This is a genomic window from Staphylococcus arlettae, from assembly GCF_002902345.1.
In the GTDB taxonomy this organism is placed as follows: Bacteria; Bacillota; Bacilli; order Staphylococcales; family Staphylococcaceae; genus Staphylococcus; species Staphylococcus arlettae.
Genome location: NZ_PPQB01000015.1, coordinates 50,693 through 71,545, shown reverse-complemented (window position 1 = coordinate 71,545; position 20,853 = coordinate 50,693). Strand labels below are relative to the sequence as shown.

Below are 20,853 nucleotides of genomic sequence, written 5' to 3'. Positions count from 1 at the left end.
TCTAAGTATTTTAATAAATATTCAATTTATTACTAACTTCATCTGCATTATTTAGTAATTGTTACTTATTTTTACAAATAAATATTACTCTGTCCGATGTGCCTTTCATATTCAATTCAAAATAGGAGTAAGATTGAAGTCTACGCGTTCATTGTTGACTTCAATCTTACTCCCTTAAATATAAACTCACATATTTAACTTACAATTTTCTTTTGTTTACAATCATAGACATTACTATCTTCTAGAAATGATACATACTACATGCGCTTTCGTTTTTGTATGCATATTGTGAATATATGCTAATTACTATTTTTGTAAATATGAACTTGTGGTTCATCATCATCTTTAGATTTACTAATTAAAGCTTTCGAACTGTTGCCATCTTTTATATGAATTTCATATTCATCTATATCTTTGAAATATTTATCTGCTTGTTCTGTTACATATTGCGTAATACCTATTGTCTCAGCTCTACCATAGTAATCTATTGGTAAATCGACAACAAGTTCTTTAATTTTTTTATTTTCAAACTTAGCTGTACCTACAGCTTGTGTGAAATTACTAAAGTATGACTGTAAATTATCATTAAATTGTTTAAAGTTCTCATTCAAATTGTCGTCTAATTCTCCTGCTTCATCAGAAGGTAATAATACCGTTTCTTGGTTAATATCATTCCACTCGTTAATTTTCGTTTTACTTTTTTCTACAGTTGTCCCTGCAATGAATTCACCTGGTATGATTGCATCTTTTCCAGATTGTTTATAAATGGCAAAATGAATTGGAATATCTTTTAAATCTTTGTTTTCACGTAATCTTGTTAATATTTCACTAGCCATTTGTTTTCCTTGTTTCTTGATTTCTTTATCATCTAGATTTTTACTGAATGTTTCCCCATCTTTTTCTTTTTGATAATAGTATGTACCATTCATTGCTAAACCAATTGTCATACCTTTGATGTTTTTACCTTTTGTATCACCGCTACCATAATAATCTTGTTCTAAAATATTAGATAAATATGCTGGAGATTGTTCTGCAATTTTCTCAGGGTCCGTCTCACCTTTGTGTGATGGGTTTAACCCTAAATTTTCATTAGCATTTTTTTCTTCACGTTCATCTTTATCCATTTTGTCTATTTCATCTTTAGTATATTTCGGCTGTAAGTAGGCATTAGTAGTATCTTTATCTAGATATTGGCCATCTTGATATAAGTAGTCATCTGTAGGAAAAACTTGTTTACTTAACTCTAATAAGCCTGTTTCGAAATCCTCACCGTTGTAACTGTTTGCCATATTGTCTTGAAGCAAACCACGACCTTGACTCTCTTTAAATGGCAAAATTGTTCTATAATTATTACCTTGTACATTTTTATCTGTCGCTATTTCCTTCACAGAGCCTTTTTTATTTTCTGTTGCTTGCTCATTGGAATTATCTGAGTCTTTTTTATTTTCTTCCGAATTGCCACATGCTGATAATACGATAATTGCTGAGATGATTAGTAATAATGTCCGTTTCATGCACTATCTCCTCTAATTCATAATTTCTTTTTGTTTTGCGATAAAGTCATTTTCACTCCATACCGTAGTACCGAATTTTTCCGCTTTCGCTAATTTAGATCCTGCATCATCACCGGCAATAACGACATCTGTTTTTTTAGTTACACTGTTAGTTACTTTGGCACCTTGTAACTCTAGCCATTGTGCAGCTTCATTTCTAGTCATTTGATGTAATTTGCCAGTTAACACAATTGTCTTATCTTTAAAGTCAGGATGTCCTTCTATATTAGTTGTACGGACCCCTTTAAAATCCATATTAACATGTTTTTCTTTTAATTTATTAATGAGTGCACGAATATCTTCGTTATCTAAATACGTTACAACAGATTGCGCTAGCTTGTGACCTACATCATGAATTTCAATAAGTTCTTCTTCCGTAACATCAAATAATTTATCAATCGTACCGTATTTCTCTGCAATCACTTGACTGGCTTTTACACCTAAATGTCTAATACCTAGACCAAACAATAACTGTTCGAGTGAATTTTCTTTTGAGGCTTCAATAGCTGATAATAAGTTACTTACTTTTTTAGTCCCCATTCTCTCTAATGGCAACAAATCTTCCTCAGTTAAATAATAAATATCCGCTACATCTTTAATTTTATTATTTTCATAAAGCTGTTGAATAATTTTTGTACCTAGACCATCAATATTCATAGCTTGGCGAGATACAAAATGTATTAGTCCTTCAACTAATTGTGCCTGACACTTAGGATTTATGCACCTTAACGCAACTTCTCCTTCAATACGGACTAATTCGTGATTACAGCTAGGACAATGTGTCGGCATATGATATGTTTCAACACCTTCAGGACGCCTTTCGACAATACTGTATACGACCTCTGGTATAATATCGCCTGCTTTTTTGATTACTACGCTATCACCAATTCGAATATCTTTTTCATGAATTAAATCTTCGTTATGTAATGAAGCTCTTGATACTGTTGTGCCAGCGACTCTAACTGGCTCTAAAATCGCCGTTGGTGTTACTACTCCTGTACGTCCAATACTCAATTCAATATCATGTAATTGAGTAACTACTTCTTCAGCAGGAAACTTATATGCAATTGCCCACCGTGGTGATTTTTGTGTATATCCCATTTCTTCTTGTTGTTCAATATCGTTCACTTTAATGACTATGCCATCAATATCGTAAGACAGTGATTCACGTTGCTCAGTCCAATAAGATATAAATTCCAATACTTCGTCAATAGTTCCAACTTTTTTACGCTTTTGATTCGTTTTAAAACCAAGTTCATCTAATTCATCTAAAGCGCCACTTTGTGTAGTTGCATCAAATTCCGTAAAATTATTTACACTATATAAAAACACACTGAGCTTTCTTTTGGCAGCTAAACGTGCATCCAATTGTCTTAGTGAGCCTGCTGCAGCATTTCGAGGGTTAGCAAATGGCTGTTCATCGTTTTGAGCCTTCTCTTCATTTAATTTTAAAAATGAGGATCTAGGCATATATGCTTCACCGCGAACTTCAAATGTAAGTGGCTTCTTGATTTTTAATGGAATGGCATGAATGGTTTTTAAATTCTCTGTAATATCTTCACCCGTTGTGCCATCGCCACGAGTTAGACCTTTTACAAATACACCATTTTCATATTTTAATGACACTGCTAACCCATCAATTTTCAATTCACACATATACTCTACTGTGCCTATTTGGTCATGTATTCGCTGGTCAAATTTCCTTAAATCTTCTTCATTAAAAGCATTTCCCAAACTTAACATAGGGGTATCGTGTTTTACTTTTTCAAACGTTGATTGTGCAGTTCCTCCCACCCTAACGGTCGGAGAATCTGCAGTTTTCATTTCAGGATGTGCTGCTTCTATATCAATCAACTCGTGTAACAACTTATCATATTCACTATCTGGTACTGAAGGTTGATCTTTTACATAGTATTCATAACTATATTGATTCAATAATTGTCGTAACGTTTCAACACGTTGTTCAATTTGTTGACTCATGAAGTTATTCCCCCTTCTTCTCAATAGGTGCGAATTGCGCTAATAATCTTTTAGGACCTTCGGATTTAAATATAATGTCTAATTCAACTGAACCATTTTTCTCAGTTACATTACTAACCATGCCTTCTCCCCAAGACTTATGCGTCACTTTGTCACCTACATGCCATTCATTTGTGCTTACCTGTTTTTTAGAAGGACGAACACTTTTACTAAATCCTCGTTTTTCAGGTTTTTTAGTTGCAGTATTAATTTTATGACTTTGTGCAGACGTTCTTGAAGTGTTATTTAATAATTCTTCTGGGATTTCTCTTAAGAAACGAGAAGGTAAGTTTGACTGTGATCGTCCAAACAACATTCTAGACGTTGCATGGGTAATAAATAATTGTTCTTCTGCACGAGTAATCGCTACATAACAAATTCTGCGCTCTTCTTCCATTTCGTGCTCATCATCACTTTTAATTGCTCTAATGTGTGGAAAGATAGATTCTTCCATTCCCATTATAAAGACTATTGGGAATTCTAAACCTTTCGCAGAGTGCATTGTCATTAAAGTAACACCATCTTCAATTTGCGCTTCATCAATATCAGCTACTAATGATAAATCAGTTAAAAAATTAATTAACGATTGTTCTTCTAAAGGGGTGTTTTTTTCATAATCTTTAGGAACTGACATAAATTCATCGATGTTTTCTAAGCGACTACGAGATTCAAGTGTTTGTTCTTTTTCTAACATCATTCTATACCCTGATTTTTGTAAAATTTCTTCTACAATTTCACTTATTTCTAAAAATTCTTGTTCTTTAATGAGGTTCTGCATTAATTCATAAAAAGTAATACATTCTTGAGTTACTTTTTTGGATAAGCCGATAAAATCGACTTCACCTAATGCATCAAACATACTAATGTCATTTTGACGTGCATAATTAGCAATTTTATCTACTGAGGATGGACCGATACCTCTTTTAGGTACATTAATAATGCGTTGTAAACTAATATCATCATTACTATTGGCTACAATTCGTAAATAACTTAATAAGTCTTTAATTTCTTTACGGTCATAGAACTTTTGACCGCCTACCATCGTATATGGAATGTTCGATTTCATAAATGTTTCTTCAAGCACACGTGATTGCGCATTTGTACGATACAATATCGCCATGTCTTTGTACTTTTTATTCTTTTTTTGCTGTTTCATTATTTCACGTACAACATATTCCGCTTCATCACGTTCAGTTGTCGCTTCATAGTATTGAATTTTTTCACCTTCAGTGTTGCCAGTCCATAGACCCTTAGGTTTACGCTCAGAGTTGTTTTTTATTACTTCATTCGCAGCTGTTAAGATGGTTTTAGTTGAACGATAATTTTGTTCTAAAAATATTGTTGTTGCTTGTGGGTAATCTTCTTCGAAAGATAGAATGTTTTGGATATCAGCACCACGCCATCCATAAATAGATTGATCTGAGTCCCCTACAACACATAAGTTTTCAAATTTACTCGCTAATTGTTGTACTAAAGTATACTGTGCTTTATTAGTATCTTGATACTCATCCACATGTATATATTGAAATTTATTTTGATAATATTCTAATACTTCTGGAACACGTTCAAACAATTTAATTGTTGTCATGATTAAGTCATCAAAATCCAACGCTTCATTACGTGACAATTGACGTTGATAACCACTGTAAACAGTTGCGACCATTTGTGAATGATAGTCTGTTGCTTCATTTTGTGCATCTTCAGGTGTTTTTAATTCGTTTTTTAAATTGCTAATAGCTCCAATAAACATGCGTGGTTCGAATTTTTTACTATCAATATTTTCTTGTTTTAACACATCTTTAATTACTGACTTTTGATCAGTAGGATCAATAATTGTAAAATTGCGTTCTATACCAAGTCTATCAATATCTCTACGTAATATACGTACACACATCGAGTGAAACGTTGACATCCATATCACTTCAGCTTGTTCCCCGACAAGTGATTCCACACGCTCTTTCATCTCTCTGGCAGCCTTATTAGTAAATGTAATTGCTAAAATGTTATACGGTGATACATCCTTCTCATCTAATAAATAAGCAATTCGGTGTGTTAACACACGTGTTTTTCCTGAACCTGCACCTGCCATGATTAATAATGGACCTTCTGTGGTTCTCACCGCTAAACTTTGTTCATCATTCATTTTCTCTACTAACGAATTCATTTATGTAACTCCTTTATTTTCACTGTTTTTAACGCTTTTTTTATGTCTTGATAGATGATGTCTCCAACTATAATTGTATCTGCATACGTTGCCATTTCAGTTGCAGTATCTAAATCAACTATCCCACCACCATAAAACAACTGAGTTTCAGTAAGCATTTCTGCGGCACTGCGTACAATCTCGACATCTCCATATTGTCCACTATATTCTAAATACATGATTGGTAATTTATACATGTTGTTAATCATTTGTGCATACGCTTCAACATCTTCAATTGTTAAATCCGTAGTTGCTTGTGTTTTTCGAGCCACTTTACTGTCTGAATTTAACACCACATATCCTTCAAAAACCATTTCATTAAAATCAATCATATGTCCATAGGTTTTTAACGCTTCATGTAATATCCCATTATGATATGTGACATCGTTACTATTTAGCACTGTCGGCACAAAATAAAAGTCAAAACCAGGCATTACACTTTCTATATTAGAAATTTCTAATACTAAAGGTAATGGGTAACGCCTAACGCGACTCATTAAATGAATAACATTATCTTCAGTAACATTATCAGTACCACCAATTATTATAGCATCTGTATTGGACTCACAAATGGACTCTAAGTCCGCATCACTTATATCTTTTGCTGGGTCTAATTTAAAAATATGTTGCCATTCTTTAATGTTATACATTGCATGTTACTCCTTCTTATAGCATACATCTGATTATAGCATTTTTATGATTTGAGTTCTAAAATTGCAACAAAAAATCACCTTAAATTTTAAGATGATTTTGTAGCTGCATTTAATAAAAAACCGTCGTTAAATGCCATATTATTTTAAATTATAATATTTTTCTAAGCTAGTCTGCTCTTCATGTATTGTATGAGCTAAACTGTCACCCACATATCTTAAATGCCACGGTTCATATTCATACCCTGTCCAATCTTCTTCCCCTTTAGGATAACGTATAATAAATCCATATTGTTTAGCATGCTTTGCTAGCCAGCGCCCTTCTTTAGAGTGACCAAATTCTTTCTTAAAATTGGATAAAGGGGCATCTGTTCCAACATCAAAAGCAAGTCCTGTTTGATGTTCAGAATGACCAGGTTTCGCAGTATAATCATATGCTTTCTGTCGGCCATCTTGTTTAATCGCTTGCTTGATGAGTTTTTGTTGTTCTTCGTAGCTTCTAAAACCGCTTCTATATTTTAAATCAATTTCTTCTTTTTCAGCTTGTGCTAACAATTTATTTAACTGACGACGTGCATGTTTACTTTCACCTGGGTTATAAGTTTCCGGCAAACTATATTGTTCATTAACTAAAACGTGTCCATTTACTTTAGTTACTCCGTCTTCAGTTGTTAAGATTGGCAATGCATTTTCTGGCTTAACATAAGCAGTATATTGATTACTCTTATTACTACTAACAGTAATAAATAATTGCACAATAAACACTGTGAAACTAACTATCAAAATAACTAACACGAGACTAAAAGTTTTTTTCTTCACTTATTATCCCCCTTGCACGATCTAGTTCATTTATGCTTTTTATTCAGCTACAGATTATATTATGACACTACAAAAAGAGTCAACATTTCGTTGTTGACTCTTTGAGGTTGCATTAGTAACTGTCTGTATACTATTAAAGTGACCAAACAGAAACATCTTCACATAATTCAGTTATACTAATCTGCAGTTTCAATATTCATTCTATCTAAAATCATAGTGTAGGCGTCATTGCCCCATTGTAATGATCGTTTTACTCTTGAAATTGTCGCTGTCGATGCGCCGGATTCTTGTTCAATCGTAGCATAAGTAAATCCTTGTTTAATCATTTTTGCCACTTGTAATCTTTGAGACAATGATTGCAACTCGTTAACTGTGCATAAATCATCAAAAAATTGATAACATTCTTCGCGTGTTTCAAGCGTTAATATTGCATCAAATAATTCGTCTAACGCTTGTCCTCTTAATTTTTCAATTTGCATATAAAACAACCCCTGTACATTTCAATTTAATCTCATTTTAACGTACTAACGCATTAAAATGTAGTAATTTCCCTTAAAAAATTGAAATTCTTTATAAGACGCTGTAATCACGCTATTTTAAACTAATCCTGCACGTTCAAAAATTGTATCAACTTGGTTTAAATGATGTTCCGGATTAAAACACTCATCAAGTTCTTCAGTAGATAAAAGTGACGTGATTGTATCATCTTGTTCAACTAATGTTCTAAATGGTGTTTTCGTTTCCCATGATTCCATAGCTTTAGGTTGAACTTTATCATAGGCTTCTTCACGTACCATACCTTTATTTATCAACGATAATAGCACACGTTGTGAGAAAATTAAACCGTACGTTTTATCTATATTTGCTTTCATATTATCTTCATAAATTGTCAGACGATCTACGATATTAGTAAATCTATTTAAAGCATAATCTAATGCAATCGTTACATCTGGTAACATAATACGTTCTGCAGAAGAATGTGAAATATCTCTTTCGTGCCATAATGGGATATTTTCATATGCTGTAGTAATGTAGCCTCTAATAACACGAGATAAACCTGTAATATTTTCAGAACCGATTGGGTTACGTTTGTGTGGCATTGCTGATGAACCTTTCTGACCTTTTGCAAATGCTTCTTCCACTTCACGTGTTTCAGTTTTTTGTAAATTACGAATTTCTACTGCAAATTTTTCCATTGAACTTGCTATTAATGCTAGTGTAGCAATATAATATGCATGTCTATCACGTTGTAACGTTTGTGTTGAAACTGGTGCTGCACCAATGCCAAGACGTTCACAAACATGTGCTTCAATTTCTGGTGGAATATTCGCAAAAGTACCAACTGCACCACTCATTTTACCGACTTCAATTTCTTCTCTTACACGCTTAAATCTTTCAAGATTACGTTGCATTTCTGTATACCACAATGCCATTTTCACGCCGAATGTTGTCGGTTCAGCATGTACGCCGTGTGTACGACCCATCATTAAAGTATATTTATAGTCTTTTGCTTTACGTGCTAAAACTTCAATAAAACGTTCTAAATCTTGTTCGATGATATCATTTGCTTGTTTGATGACATAACTTAATGCAGTATCTACTACATCTGTAGATGTTAAACCATAGTGTACCCATTTACGTTCTTCACCAAGTGTTTCAGAAACTTGTCTTGTAAAAGCAACAACATCGTGACGTGTCTCTTGTTCTATTTCTTGTGCACGTTCAACATTTACTTGTGCATTGTCACGAATTTTTTTAACATCTTCTTCTGGTATATGACCTAGTTTACTCCAAGCTTCACAAGCTAAAATTTCAACCTCTAACCAAGCCTCATAACGATTTTGGTCTGTCCAAATATTTGACATCTCTTCTCTTGAATAACGTTCTATCATTTCATTAAACTCCTATCATCTATAAGATTTTATGTAACAAACTCCAAAACATGTACATTATCAAAATGTTTTCGTATAAAGTTCGTGTTTAGTACCTTCAACTATAGTTTAACAGAATCAACTTAAAAAGTATAAGGTTTTTAAGTGTACATTTAAAAACAAAATGGTTGAGTAGCTTTTCTATAACTTTAACTCAACCATTGCTTAATTATTCTATTTTTTTACCTACAAATTCGATGTTTTGCTTTAATACTTCTACACTGCCATCTTTATTTTCTTTGTAGACAGGTTTTTCTATACGTTTAACAGGCATATAGCCTGCTTCTCTTATACGTTGCAAACATTGTTCTATTGTTTCATGTTCTTCAACTGTAAATTTTTGTTGTTTTTTCATATACTTTCCACTTCATCTGTATCATATTGTTTAAGTTTTTTAGTTTTAAGACCTTTAGCCCAAAAACCACCGTGAATCGTTCTTGGTTCATAAGCTACAATAAAGGCTTTGTCATCAATTTGTTTAATGGTCTCTATTAACTTAAATTCAAATCTTCGCGGTGTTAATATTTGCATAATCAGTCTATTACCATCACGACCATATGCAGTATAGTGTGTAACACCATAACCTAAATCTCTTAATTGTTTTGGTAAATCTAATTCATATGCAGATGATGTAACGTTAATAACTGTATAACCTAACGCTAATTTTTCTTCTATTTTCATACCTACAATAATACCGATAGAGAAACCAAAGGCATAAGCAACAATATTTTGTATTTGATCTAGACTAGACATCACTAGTCCTAAACCAACAACGTAAACAAGTACTTCGACAAAACTTACTATTGCCGCGACATATCGATAGCCTTTTAACGTTAATATCGTTCGCATTGTTAGACATGTTACATACGCTACGTTAATTATAAATATCGCTAATACCATGAGCCACGGATTTGATGCAATAACTGACATGACTTACTCCTTCTTTCAATACTTTAAATCTAAATTAGTGTATCAGTAGCATTAAAATTTGTCACTATAAAATTGTGGGTTTTTAGGCCAACTATAACGTGTATAGGCTAATTCCCTTTTATGTGCATTGTTGATATAGTGATTTTCAATTATATTTTGGGCTTCATCTGGCACTTTTTTGTTTTCTAAATAATCATCGATGTGTTCATACGTAACACCTAATGCCGCTTCATCTGGTAATTGTGGTTTGTCGTCTTCTAAATCAGCGGTAGGGATTTTATTGTAGAGATGTTCAGGTGTATTTAAATAGACTAATAATTGCTTTCCTTGTCTTTTATTCAAACCAAATATAGGTGCTATATCTGCTGCTCCATCACCATATTTAGTATAAAATCCTGTGACATTCTCTGCAGAATGATCAGTTCCTACAACAATGCCTGATTGATTTGAAGCTATAGAAAACTGTACTTTCATTCGTTCACGTGCTTTTTCGTTTCCTTTTTGAAAATCTGTTAACTGAATGCCGGCCTCTTCTAATGACGCAATACTTTGATCAACAGCCGGTTTAATATTTACTGTTACGATTTCATCAGGTGCTATAAACTTCAAAGCATCTTCAACTTCAGCAGCATCTTGTTGTTGCCCATATGGTAATTTTACAGCTATAAATTTACATTCTCTGTTTTCATTTCTTAACTCTTCTACAGCTATTTGTACTAATTTTCCAGTTAAGGTTGAATCTTGTCCACCAGAAATCCCTAATACAAGTGATTTAATGAATCCATGTGATTGTACGTAATTTTTAATAAATTGAATGATATTTCGTGTTTCCAGTTCACTATCAATTTCTGGCTTCACTTTCATTTCGTTGACGACAATATCTTGTAAATTACTCATTTTCTTCCTCCATCTCCTTCACATGTTCTGCAACTTCAAATATACGTTTATGTTTATTTTCCCAACATGCAGTGCTTAAATCTACAGGATATTCTTGTGGATTTAAATAACGTTTATTTTCTTCCCATAGATGAGATAAACAATCTTTCAAATAGAGCTGTGCTTCTCTTTCTGTAGGTACATCATAAACCAACTTCCCGTTTTCAAAAATATCATGATGTAAATCTTTAGCAACAAAGGACTTTATAAATTTCATTTTGTACGTATGAACAGGATGGAATAATTTCAACGGTGATTCTGCATTAGGATCTTCATGAGACAAGGTAATATAATCACCTTCAGCTTTATTCGTCTTTTTATTAATAATACGGTACACATTCTTTTTACCCGGTGTGGTTACTTTTTCAGCATTATTTGATAATTTGATACGATCTACGTAATTACCATCTGCATCTTCTATAGCCACTAATTTATATACAGCACCTAAGGCAGGTTGATCATAACCAGTAATTAATTTCGTCCCTACTCCCCACGAATCAACTTTAGCACCTTGTGATTTTAAACTTGTTATCGTTTGTTCATCTAGGTCGTTAGAGACTATGATTTTAGCATCTGTAAAGCCAGCTTCATCTAACATTCTACGTGCTTCTTTTGATAAATATGCTATATCACCAGAATCCAATCGGATACCTACAAAATTAATTTGATCACCTAATTCTTTTGCAACTTTGATTGCATTTGGTACCCCTGATTTTAAAGTGTGGAACGTATCCACTAAAAATACGCAGTCTTTATGGCGTTCAGCATACTTTTTAAAAGCAATATATTCGTCTCCGTATGTTTGCACCATTGCATGTGCATGTGTTCCTGACACTGGAATATCAAATAATTTTCCTGAACGTACGTTACTTGTTGAATTAAAGCCACCAATATATGCAGCACGAGCTCCCCAAACTGCTGCATCTGCTTCCTGTGCTCTGCGCGTACCAAATTCCATTAATACATCATCATTTGCAACTTGACGAATACGACTTGCTTTAGTCGCAATCAAAGTATGGAAATTAACTATATTCAAGAGCATTGTTTCTATTAATTGCGCTTGAATCAATGGCGCTTCTACTCGCATTAATGGTTCATTACCAAAACATAATTCTCCCTCTTGCATTGAACGGATGTTACCAGTAAATTTAAGTTCTTGTAAATATGCTAAAAAATCTTCTTGGTAGCCTATAGATTTTAAGTATTCAATATCAGACTCGGAAAATTTAAAATTTTTAATATATTCTATAGCTCGTTTTAAACCATTGAATACTGCATATCCACTATTAAAAGGCATACTTCTAAAATACAAATCAAACACTGCTTTACGTTCATGAATACCATCATGCCAATATGTTTCTGCCATATTTATTTGGTATAAATCATTATGTAATGTAAGCGTATCATCCTCAAATTGCTGCACAGATTATCTCTCCAATCAACCTTTTTTCTTAGTTTATCATAAATCATTGATATATAGCATTTTTAAAATTTGTGTGTTTTATGACCATTCAATCGACAAATTAGTGACATTTTTTAATTTATCTCAATACCTTTTAGCAAAATCAATTATACTTAATTTTGAGGTGTTAAAAAATGTTAACAGAAGCCAAGAATTTTATTACTCAGATGTACTCAGAGTTAAATTATGATAATCAAAGCTTAAACGAACGTTTAACAGCAATCTCCGCAGAAATAACTGACACAGGCTCCTATACACATACGTATGAGGAATTAAGTTACGGCGCAAAAATGGCTTGGCGTAATTCTAACCGTTGTATTGGACGTTTTTTCTGGAATACTTTGACAGTTCAAGATGCTAGAGATGTCGATGATGAAGACACTTTTATCGCTTCTATCAATCATCATATTAATGAAGCTACAAATAACGGTAAAATCAAACCTTTTATTACAATCTATCATCCTGAGCACCCACCTAAAATTTTCAACAATCAACTTATTCGCTATGCTGGTTACGATGATTATGGTGATCCAGCAGAAAAGCAAGTGACCGCTTTAGCTCAGCAATTGGGATGGCAAGGCAATAATACAAATTTTGATGTCTTACCTCTAATTTATGCAATGCCAAATCAACCAGTAACTTATTATGAATATCCGTCTGAAATTATTAAAGAAGTTGCAATAACTCATGATCAGTATCCGAAACTCAAGTCATTAGCATTAAAATGGTATGCAGTACCTATCATTTCAAACATGGATTTGAAGATTGGTGGAATTACGTATCCAACTGCACCATTCAACGGCTGGTATATGGTTAATGAAATTGCAGTCCGTAATTTTACTGATAGTTATCGCTATAATTTATTAGAATCTGTTGCAGAAGCGCTTGAATTTGATACACTTAAAAATAATTCGTTCAATAAAGATCGTACTTTAGTCGAATTGAATCACGCAGTATATCATTCATTTAAGCAAGCTGGTGTATCTATTGTGGATCATCATACTGCTTCTAAACAATTCTCCTTGTTTGAACAAAACGAATATCAAAACAAGCGAGATGTAACTGGAAAATGGTCATGGCTAGTGCCGTCATTATCGCCTACATTAGTATCAAACTATCACCATGGCTATCCAAACATTATGAATGATCCAAATTTTCATTATAAGCAGCAAGAAAAACGGGGCTGTCCGTTCCACTAAAGTATGCATAAAGTTAAGGAGATCAAACTATGAAATTATATTATTTAGGGCCTAAAGGGACATTTTCATATTTAGCAGCTCTACAATACAAATCAGAACAAGAAATGACTTATATTCCTAAAGCAAACCTCTATGAAGTTGTAAATGCTGTCTCTCTCGATAGTAATAGCGTCGCAGTAGTTCCTATTGAAAATTCAATTGAAGGTACTATTAATATAGTTGCCGATGCACTGACACAACAAAACATTTATGCCCAAGGTGAAATTCACTTAGACATTCAATTCGCATTATACGGTGACCAAGAGAGCTCTGTTACAAATATCGAAAAGGTTTATTCCATAGCGCCAGCTATTAGTCAAACGAGTCAATTTATTCAAAAACAGGGCTATCAATACGATTATGTGGATAGTACTGTCAAAAGTTTAGAAAAAATCACTCCTACCGTAGGAGCGATTGCTCCTTTAGGCAGTGGCGAAGCACATGGATATTCACCATTAATGCAAAATATCCAAGATTACCCACATAACGTTACACGCTTTTTAGTCGTAAGTAACCAAGCACAACATACAACTAATGCTTCAGATACCATATTATTAATAACTCCAAAGCATGATAAGCCTGGTTTATTAGCTAGCATCTTAAATACTTTTGCTCTATTTGACATCAACTTATCGTGGATCGAATCAAGACCTTTAAAAACACAACTAGGTATGTATCACTTCTTCGTTCAAGCTGATAGTTCGATGAATGAAAATTTAAACAAAGTGATTACCATATTAAACACTTTAGATTTCCATACTAAACTTATCGGTTCTTTCAATAAAATCAATTAAACAAAGAGTCCAGTACATAAAAAGCTCTGACTAAAAAATAAACGTCAATTTCTATTGATACGATATAGAAATTGACGTTTTATTAGTTTTATAAAATATTCACATCTATAATTCTTTATTACTATTTGTTGGTTTTCGAAGAGCCCTATTTTGACTAATAAAATATAATTTGTATCGGTTTTGTAACGTGCTGACGCCCGCGGAAAGCGTGCACAAAAAAACTGCCAACAAAGTCGGAAGCTTTATCGACAGTCTAAGAGGACAAATCCATGTTTAGGATTAATCCTCTTATTTTCTGTTGCTTAATGCTATTACTAGCTAAATATAATAATATTTCTAAACTTTTGTACTATGCATTACTATTAATCTTTTAGTGGCATTGGTTGCGTGAGATCTACACCAAGCACATATGGCATCACAAAATACACTACTAAAATAATAATTAATGCACTGATTAAATTGACCCAAAAACCTACGGATGCCATTCTTTTAATTGATATCTTTCCAGTACCAAAGACAATCGCATTCGGTGGTGTTCCTACAGGTAACATATAAGCACAGTTCGCTGCCATTGCTGCAGGTACCATTAACAATAATGGGTTAACTTCAACCGCTACCGACAACGTAGCTAATATAGGTAATATCATCGTTGCTGTTGCAGTATTAGAAGTAATTTCAGTTAAGAATAGTACAAACAATGTTATTACGATAACGATAATGAGTGGACTCACTCCTTGGATTAACTTCAACTGATCACCTAACCATGCAGCTAAACCACTTGAGGCAATACCTTTTGCGAGTGCTAAACCACCACCAAATAGTATTAATACGCCCCAAGGTAAGTCCTTTGCCACATTCCAATCAATGATACGTTTATGTTGTTCTTTATTTTTAGCAGGAATTAGGAATAATAACACCGCAATAAAAATCGCAATCGTACCATCAGCAATCTCTGAAGTTACAGACCAATTTTTTAATAAAAACTCTCTCGTAATCCATAAAAAACTCGCCAACATAAACACAATTTGCACAACTTTTTCTTCGTACTTCATTTTCCCTAGCTCATCTAACTTTTGTTTAATAATTTCATGTCCGCCAGGTAATTCTTTCATATCATGTTTGAAAGCTAAATTTTTTAAATAAAACCATGCAATAAATAATAATATAAAAACTGTTGGCACTCCAATAATCATCCATTTAGCAAAACTAATTTCTTCACCAAATGCAGATTGATACTGCCCCTTTAAAATGATTAATGGCGGTGTTCCTATAAGTGTACCTAAACCACCTATAGTACCTGCATATCCAATTGCTAATACTAAAGATTGCTCAAATTTATTTAAACTCTCTGTACTCGTTTTACTACTTTTTAGTTCATGCGCTTCTTTAATAATAGCTAAACCAATTGGTATCATAATCATCACTGCTGCGGTGTTAGATACAAACATGGATAAAAAACCAGTTGCTATCATAAAACCTAATAAAATTCGTCCCGTACTTGTTCCTAGATAATTAATGATATTTAATGCTACACGAGTATGTAAATTCCAACGCTCCATAGCTATCGCCAATATAAAACCACCTAAAAACAAGAAGATAATATCATTACCATATTGTGCTGACACTTCTTCAGGTGATAAGACATGACCCAGAGGTAGTAAAATTAACGGCAACAAACTCGTTGCTGCTATTGGAATTGCTTCAGTAATCCACCATACAGCAATCCATAGCGTAATACCTAACACAAAAGTACCTTGTGTAGATAATGAGTCTGAATGGAAAAATAGTAGTGTTAGCACAAATAATAACGGCCCTACTATTAAGCCAACTAATTGCCCCGTATTATAAGACTGATTTTTATCCTTTTTTGAAAAGAACGTTAAATAATACGAGGATCTCACATTACTAGTATTATTTTGTTTCATTTTATAATCCCCCTTGTTATTATCTGAATATTCTCAATAATAACAATTGGATTGTATCACATTATAACCTACTTATATATATAAATTCTAAAAACATTTTTATAGTTTATGCTTTTACTTAATAACATTTATTGTTTTTAATTTGACCTTATCATATTGTGTTAATATTAAATGCTCAATATCCTCAAGATGTAATGATTGTGAATCATGGGTGAAGTTATTGTTAGCAATGACAACATTAGAATGTCTTATGTTATCATAACTCCTAATATGCACTGCATCATACGCCATTTGACCTTCAAAACGATTGCGATAAATGTTTAAGTTATTTCCAGCCTGTGTTTTACTCATCCGTCCTTGTAAGTCTTGGGCATGTATATTGCCTTCCTTAACAGCTAGATAGCGAATCCCACCTGCACACTGTTGAAATAAATTATCATAAATATAAATGTTGTATGATTTTAACGGGGTTAATGCATAATAGTGCATGTTATTGAAAGTATTACGTCTAATATGAATATTTGTATAGTATTGGTCAAAACGACTTGCATGCGAACCAATAGCACGATTCCACGCTTTCATGCCTGGCGTGTCAGACGAACCAAAATAACAATTTTCAATAATCATATTTTGCGTCGTAGTTCCATCTGTTGCTCCAAATTTCGGAAAAGCACCTTTCACTTGCATATCAATTTGCACCGCTTCAGAAAATTGGCGTTTATTTTTAGGGTCATTAAACCCTAAAAAGTTGCATTTATTAATATGCACACCATTTAAGCCGCATGCATCAATACAATGCCCTCCTACCACGTCTTTAAATGTCACTTCTTCAATTAAAATTTCACGTGCGTGTCCTATACATAGCGCTGTATTATAATACGGGTACTGTATACCATTCATATCTAGGACACCACCACGAATAGTAATATGACTGTTGCCATTATATCCATAATACACTCGAGGTTTTTTCCCATTTTTAATTAAAGCATCTCTGCCACATCGTTTTAACACACATTGGTTATCCATTATAACTGTAGTATTGCCATAGATGACCAATGCTTTTCTTATATGATATTCACCTTTAGGTATGAACACTGTAGTATGGGGATATTTTTTAGCGACGTTTAATGCTTGTTGAATCGCTCGTGTGTCTTTACGTTTATTGCGTCCCACTAAGCCAAAATCTTGTGCGTTTATTTGCATAATTTTTTCCTTTCCACTATGTGTGTTGATAGTTAGTAATTAACAAAATATAAAATATTTAAACTCGATTAATTTGCTTTTTTAAGTTATGCTAACACATATACTTTTGGTATAACTTATTAATAAAGTTGGAGTGTGGAGAGATTTATGAAAAATAGTGCCTTAATTGTTGTAGATTATTCTAATGATTTTGTTGCTGACAATGGGAAACTTACATGTGGAAAACCTGGACAAAGGATTGAATCTTACATCGTACGACGTATCGATGATTACAATAGTCATAAATGCCCTATTTTTTTTATGATGGATTTGCATCACGAAGACGATTATAACCATCCAGAAAACAAACTCTTCCCCCCACATAACATATTGGGAACGTCAGGAAGACAATTATATGGTAAAGTCAATGATATTTATCAAAACATTCAATACAATGATCATGTCCATTTTATTGATAAAACACGTTATGATTCTTTTTGTGGCACACCATTAGAGTTACTGTTACGCGAACGTGGTGTTAAACGTTTAGAAATCGTTGGCGTATGTACTGACATTTGTGTATTACATACTGCAATTTCAGCATATAATTTAGGTTACAAAATAGCAATTTCAGCACGAGGTGTAGCTTCATTCAACCAAACAGGTCATAGTTGGGCTTTAGAACATTTTAAAAATTCGTTAGGTGCTGAAGTAGAACATCAAGCATAAATCATGCTAGAATAATATTAAATATTTATTTAAGGAGAATTGAATTATGGCTAAAACTTATATTTTCGGACACAAAAATCCAGATACGGATGCAATTTCATCAGCAATCATCATGGCAGACTTTGAAAAACAAACTGGTAATACAGATGCTCAAGCCTTCCGCTTAGGCGAAGTCGGACCAGAAACACAACATGCTTTAGATTATTTCAACATTACAGCACCAGACCTTTTAAATGATGATTTAACAGATCAAAATGTAATATTGGTTGACCATAACGAATTCCAACAAAGTGCGGATTCGATAGCAAACGCTACGGTACAACATGTTATTGATCATCACAGAATTGCAAACTTCGAAACTGCTGCGCCACTTTATTATCGCGCTGAACCAGTAGGTTGTACAGCAACTATTTTATACAAAATGTATAAAGAAAGAGGTTTCGAAATCAAACCTGAAATTGCTGGTTTAATGATTTCTGCAATTATTTCAGATAGCTTACTATTCAAATCACCTACATGTACTGAAGAAGACGTTGCTGCTGCTGAAGCTTTAAAAGCAATTGCAAATGTTGATTTAGAAGTATATGGCCTTGAAATGTTAAAAGCTGGTGCATCTACAGTAGATAAAAGTGCAGTGGACTTATTATCATTAGATGCTAAATCATTCAACATGGGTGACTATGTAACTCGTATTGGACAAGTAAACACGGTTGATATTGACGAAGTTTTTGAACGTCACGATGAATTAGCTACAGCAATGTTAGCAGCAAACACAGAACAAAATTATGATTTATTTGTTTTATTAGTGACAGATATTATCAACAGTAATTCAAAAATCTTAGTTATCGGTGACAACAAAGATAAAGTTGGCGAAGCATTTAATGTACAATTAGAAAACGGTACAGCATTCTTACCAGGTGTTGTTTCTAGAAAGAAACAAGTTGTACCTCAAATTACTGAAGTATTAAGCTAATATCCTTTACTATTTAATTTTATATACATTAAACTGGAACATAACTATGTTCCAGTTTTTTCTCACATAATACTGTTATACATTTACACACTTAAAGGAGGAATTAGTTTGAATCAGTTCGACACTGTTTTCAACCAAAGTAAACAATACTTTAAGTCACATGTTACAAAAGATCTTAAATTCAGAAAAAGACAATTAAAGGCGCTTAGTAAAAGTATTAAAGCGCACGAAGATGACTTGTTACACGCTTTTCAACAAGATTTAGGAAAGAATAAAGTCGAAGCTTATGCGTCTGAAATTGGTTTTGTCCTAAAAAATTTAAAATTAGCACGAAAAGAACTTAAAAATTGGGCTAAACGTAAACAAGTAAATACTCCGCTTCACATGTTTCCAACTAAAAGCTATATAATGAAAGAACCATACGGTACGGTACTCATTATCGGACCTTTCAATTACCCATTTCAGTTATTGATAGAGCCATTGATTGGTGCTATAGCTGCTGGTAATACGGTTATTTTGAAGCCTTCAGAACTCACACCTAATGTCTCACACGTCGTCAAAAATATTATTGAATCTACATTTGATTCAGCTTACATTAGCATTATTGAAGGTGATGCAGAAGTAACAAAACAACTAGTAGCATTACCTTTCGACTATATATTCTTCACTGGTAGTGAACACGTTGGTCGTTCCATTTATCAAGCGGCGAGCAAAAATTTAACACCAGTAACGTTAGAATTAGGAGGAAAATCTCCAGTTATAGTTGACGACACAGCCAATATTAAAGTTGCCAGCGAACGTATTTGTTTTGGTAAATTTATTAATGCTGGCCAAACTTGCGTTGCACCAGACTTTATTTTAGTCAATCAAAAGGTAAAAGCAGATCTTATTAAAGCTATTAAAACTACAATTAAAGAGTTTTATGGTACACAAATCCAATCATCGCCTGATTTCGGTAGAATTGTTAGCGCTAAACATTTTACGCGATTACAACAATTACTTGAATCACACCAAAATGAAATTGTTTTCGGTGGTGATACCGATCAAAATGAGAACTACATTAGCCCTACTATTTTAGATAATATTACATTTGATTCTACAATTATGAAAGACGAAATTTTTGGGCCTATCTTACCTATTATTGCTTACGATGATTTTGATGAAATTATTAACACTTTACAAAGTAAACCTAAACCATTGAGTTTATATCTATTTAGTGAAGATGAAAATACTACAGAACGTATTTTAAATGAATTATCTTTCGGTGGTGGTGCCATCAATGATACTATTATGCATTTAGCCAATCCTAATTTACCATTCGGCGGTGTAGGACTTTCGGGTATTGGTCAATACCACGGTAAATACAGTTTTGATACTTTCAGTCATGCAAAATCTTATATTTTCAAAACAACTCGTTTAGAATCAAGTCTTGTCTTCCCACCTTATAAAGGTAAATTCAAATATATCAAAACATTTTTCAATAACTAACGATTAAAAAGAGGTTGGGAT

18 protein-coding genes are annotated in these 20,853 nt (G+C 33.2%); 5 read left to right on the top strand and 13 right to left on the bottom strand.

All coding sequences use genetic code 11. From position 1 onward, the window contains the following. Nucleotides 1-299 precede the first annotated feature (299 nt). The 11 genes from CD036_RS07990 to CD036_RS07940 form a co-directional block, all read right to left on the bottom strand. Nucleotides 300-1,514 carry a CamS family sex pheromone protein gene (locus CD036_RS07990; protein ID WP_103388394.1) on the bottom strand — a complete coding sequence of 405 codons (1,215 nt, stop codon included), beginning with the start codon at nt 1,512-1,514 and terminating at the stop codon, nt 300-302. A 12-nt stretch (nt 1,515-1,526) separates the two neighbouring features. After that, nucleotides 1,527-3,533: an NAD-dependent DNA ligase LigA gene (ligA, locus tag CD036_RS07985; RefSeq protein WP_021459036.1), complete on the bottom strand. Its 2,007-nt coding sequence runs from the start codon at nt 3,531-3,533 to the stop codon at nt 1,527-1,529. A gap of 4 nt (nt 3,534-3,537) precedes the next feature. After that, nucleotides 3,538-5,736 carry a DNA helicase PcrA gene (pcrA, locus tag CD036_RS07980; protein ID WP_002509162.1) on the bottom strand — a complete coding sequence of 733 codons (2,199 nt, stop codon included), beginning with the start codon at nt 5,734-5,736 and terminating at the stop codon, nt 3,538-3,540. Then, nucleotides 5,733-6,425, bottom strand: coding sequence for a heptaprenylglyceryl phosphate synthase (gene pcrB, locus CD036_RS07975; RefSeq protein WP_002509161.1), 693 nt, complete (start codon nt 6,423-6,425; stop codon nt 5,733-5,735). Before pcrB ends, pcrA begins: the two co-directional genes overlap by 4 nt. Nucleotides 6,426-6,566: 141 nt before the next feature. Then, complete coding sequence (locus CD036_RS07970; protein WP_002509160.1) at nt 6,567-7,244, bottom strand: M15 family metallopeptidase; 678 nt, start codon at nt 7,242-7,244, stop codon at nt 6,567-6,569. Nucleotides 7,245-7,420: 176 nt separating this feature from the next. Further along, on the bottom strand, nt 7,421-7,723 hold the full coding sequence (locus CD036_RS07965) for a YerC/YecD family TrpR-related protein (RefSeq protein WP_002509159.1): 303 nt from the start codon (nt 7,721-7,723) through the stop codon (nt 7,421-7,423). A gap of 117 nt (nt 7,724-7,840) precedes the next feature. Then, the gene (purB, locus tag CD036_RS07960) at nt 7,841-9,136 is read right to left on the bottom strand and encodes an adenylosuccinate lyase (RefSeq protein ID WP_021459038.1); all 1,296 of its coding nucleotides are present in this window, start codon (nt 9,134-9,136) and stop codon (nt 7,841-7,843) included. 208 nt (nt 9,137-9,344) lie between these two features. Continuing rightward, on the bottom strand, nt 9,345-9,530 hold the full coding sequence (locus CD036_RS07955; RefSeq protein ID WP_002509157.1) for an NETI motif-containing protein: 186 nt from the start codon (nt 9,528-9,530) through the stop codon (nt 9,345-9,347). Next, nucleotides 9,527-10,105: a DUF2179 domain-containing protein gene (locus CD036_RS07950; protein WP_103388393.1), complete on the bottom strand. Its 579-nt coding sequence runs from the start codon at nt 10,103-10,105 to the stop codon at nt 9,527-9,529. Before CD036_RS07950 ends, CD036_RS07955 begins: the two co-directional genes overlap by 4 nt. A gap of 51 nt (nt 10,106-10,156) precedes the next feature. Then, nucleotides 10,157-11,002 (bottom strand): NAD(+) synthase, encoded by an 846-nt coding sequence (gene nadE / locus CD036_RS07945; RefSeq protein WP_002509155.1) that lies wholly within the window; start codon nt 11,000-11,002, stop codon nt 10,157-10,159. Further along, entirely contained in the window at nt 10,995-12,464 is a 1,470-nt protein-coding gene (locus CD036_RS07940) for a nicotinate phosphoribosyltransferase (protein ID WP_002509154.1), read from the bottom strand. Before CD036_RS07940 ends, nadE begins: the two co-directional genes overlap by 8 nt. Before the next feature lie 173 nt (nt 12,465-12,637). Here CD036_RS07940 and CD036_RS07935 point away from each other — a divergent pair, with 173 nt between their 5' ends. After that, nucleotides 12,638-13,702, top strand: a complete 1,065-nt coding sequence (locus tag CD036_RS07935; RefSeq protein WP_002509153.1) for a nitric oxide synthase oxygenase — start codon at nt 12,638-12,640, stop codon at nt 13,700-13,702. Between the two features lie 29 nt (nt 13,703-13,731). Beyond that, nucleotides 13,732-14,535: a prephenate dehydratase gene (locus CD036_RS07930; RefSeq protein WP_103388392.1), complete on the top strand. Its 804-nt coding sequence runs from the start codon at nt 13,732-13,734 to the stop codon at nt 14,533-14,535. Between the two features lie 362 nt (nt 14,536-14,897). Here the strand turns inward: CD036_RS07930 and CD036_RS07925 are convergent, their stop codons facing one another. Beyond that, nucleotides 14,898-16,460 carry an SLC13 family permease gene (locus CD036_RS07925; RefSeq protein ID WP_103388391.1) on the bottom strand — a complete coding sequence of 521 codons (1,563 nt, stop codon included), beginning with the start codon at nt 16,458-16,460 and terminating at the stop codon, nt 14,898-14,900. Nucleotides 16,461-16,574: 114 nt separating this feature from the next. After that, nucleotides 16,575-17,663 carry a glycosyl hydrolase family 28-related protein gene (locus CD036_RS07920; RefSeq protein WP_002509150.1) on the bottom strand — a complete coding sequence of 363 codons (1,089 nt, stop codon included), beginning with the start codon at nt 17,661-17,663 and terminating at the stop codon, nt 16,575-16,577. A 147-nt stretch (nt 17,664-17,810) separates the two neighbouring features. On the opposite strand from CD036_RS07920, the gene CD036_RS07915 reads away from it, so the two are divergent. The 3 genes from CD036_RS07915 to CD036_RS07905 all read left to right on the top strand — a co-directional run bounded on the left by CD036_RS07915 (nt 17,811) and on the right by CD036_RS07905 (nt 20,832). After that, nucleotides 17,811-18,371 carry a cysteine hydrolase family protein gene (locus CD036_RS07915; protein ID WP_002509149.1) on the top strand — a complete coding sequence of 187 codons (561 nt, stop codon included), beginning with the start codon at nt 17,811-17,813 and terminating at the stop codon, nt 18,369-18,371. A 46-nt stretch (nt 18,372-18,417) separates the two neighbouring features. Then, nucleotides 18,418-19,344 (top strand): manganese-dependent inorganic pyrophosphatase, encoded by a 927-nt coding sequence (locus CD036_RS07910; protein WP_002509148.1) that lies wholly within the window; start codon nt 18,418-18,420, stop codon nt 19,342-19,344. 108 nt (nt 19,345-19,452) lie between these two features. Further along, the gene (locus tag CD036_RS07905) at nt 19,453-20,832 is read left to right on the top strand and encodes an aldehyde dehydrogenase (protein WP_002509147.1); all 1,380 of its coding nucleotides are present in this window, start codon (nt 19,453-19,455) and stop codon (nt 20,830-20,832) included. The last annotated feature ends 21 nt before the right edge of the window (nt 20,833-20,853 follow it).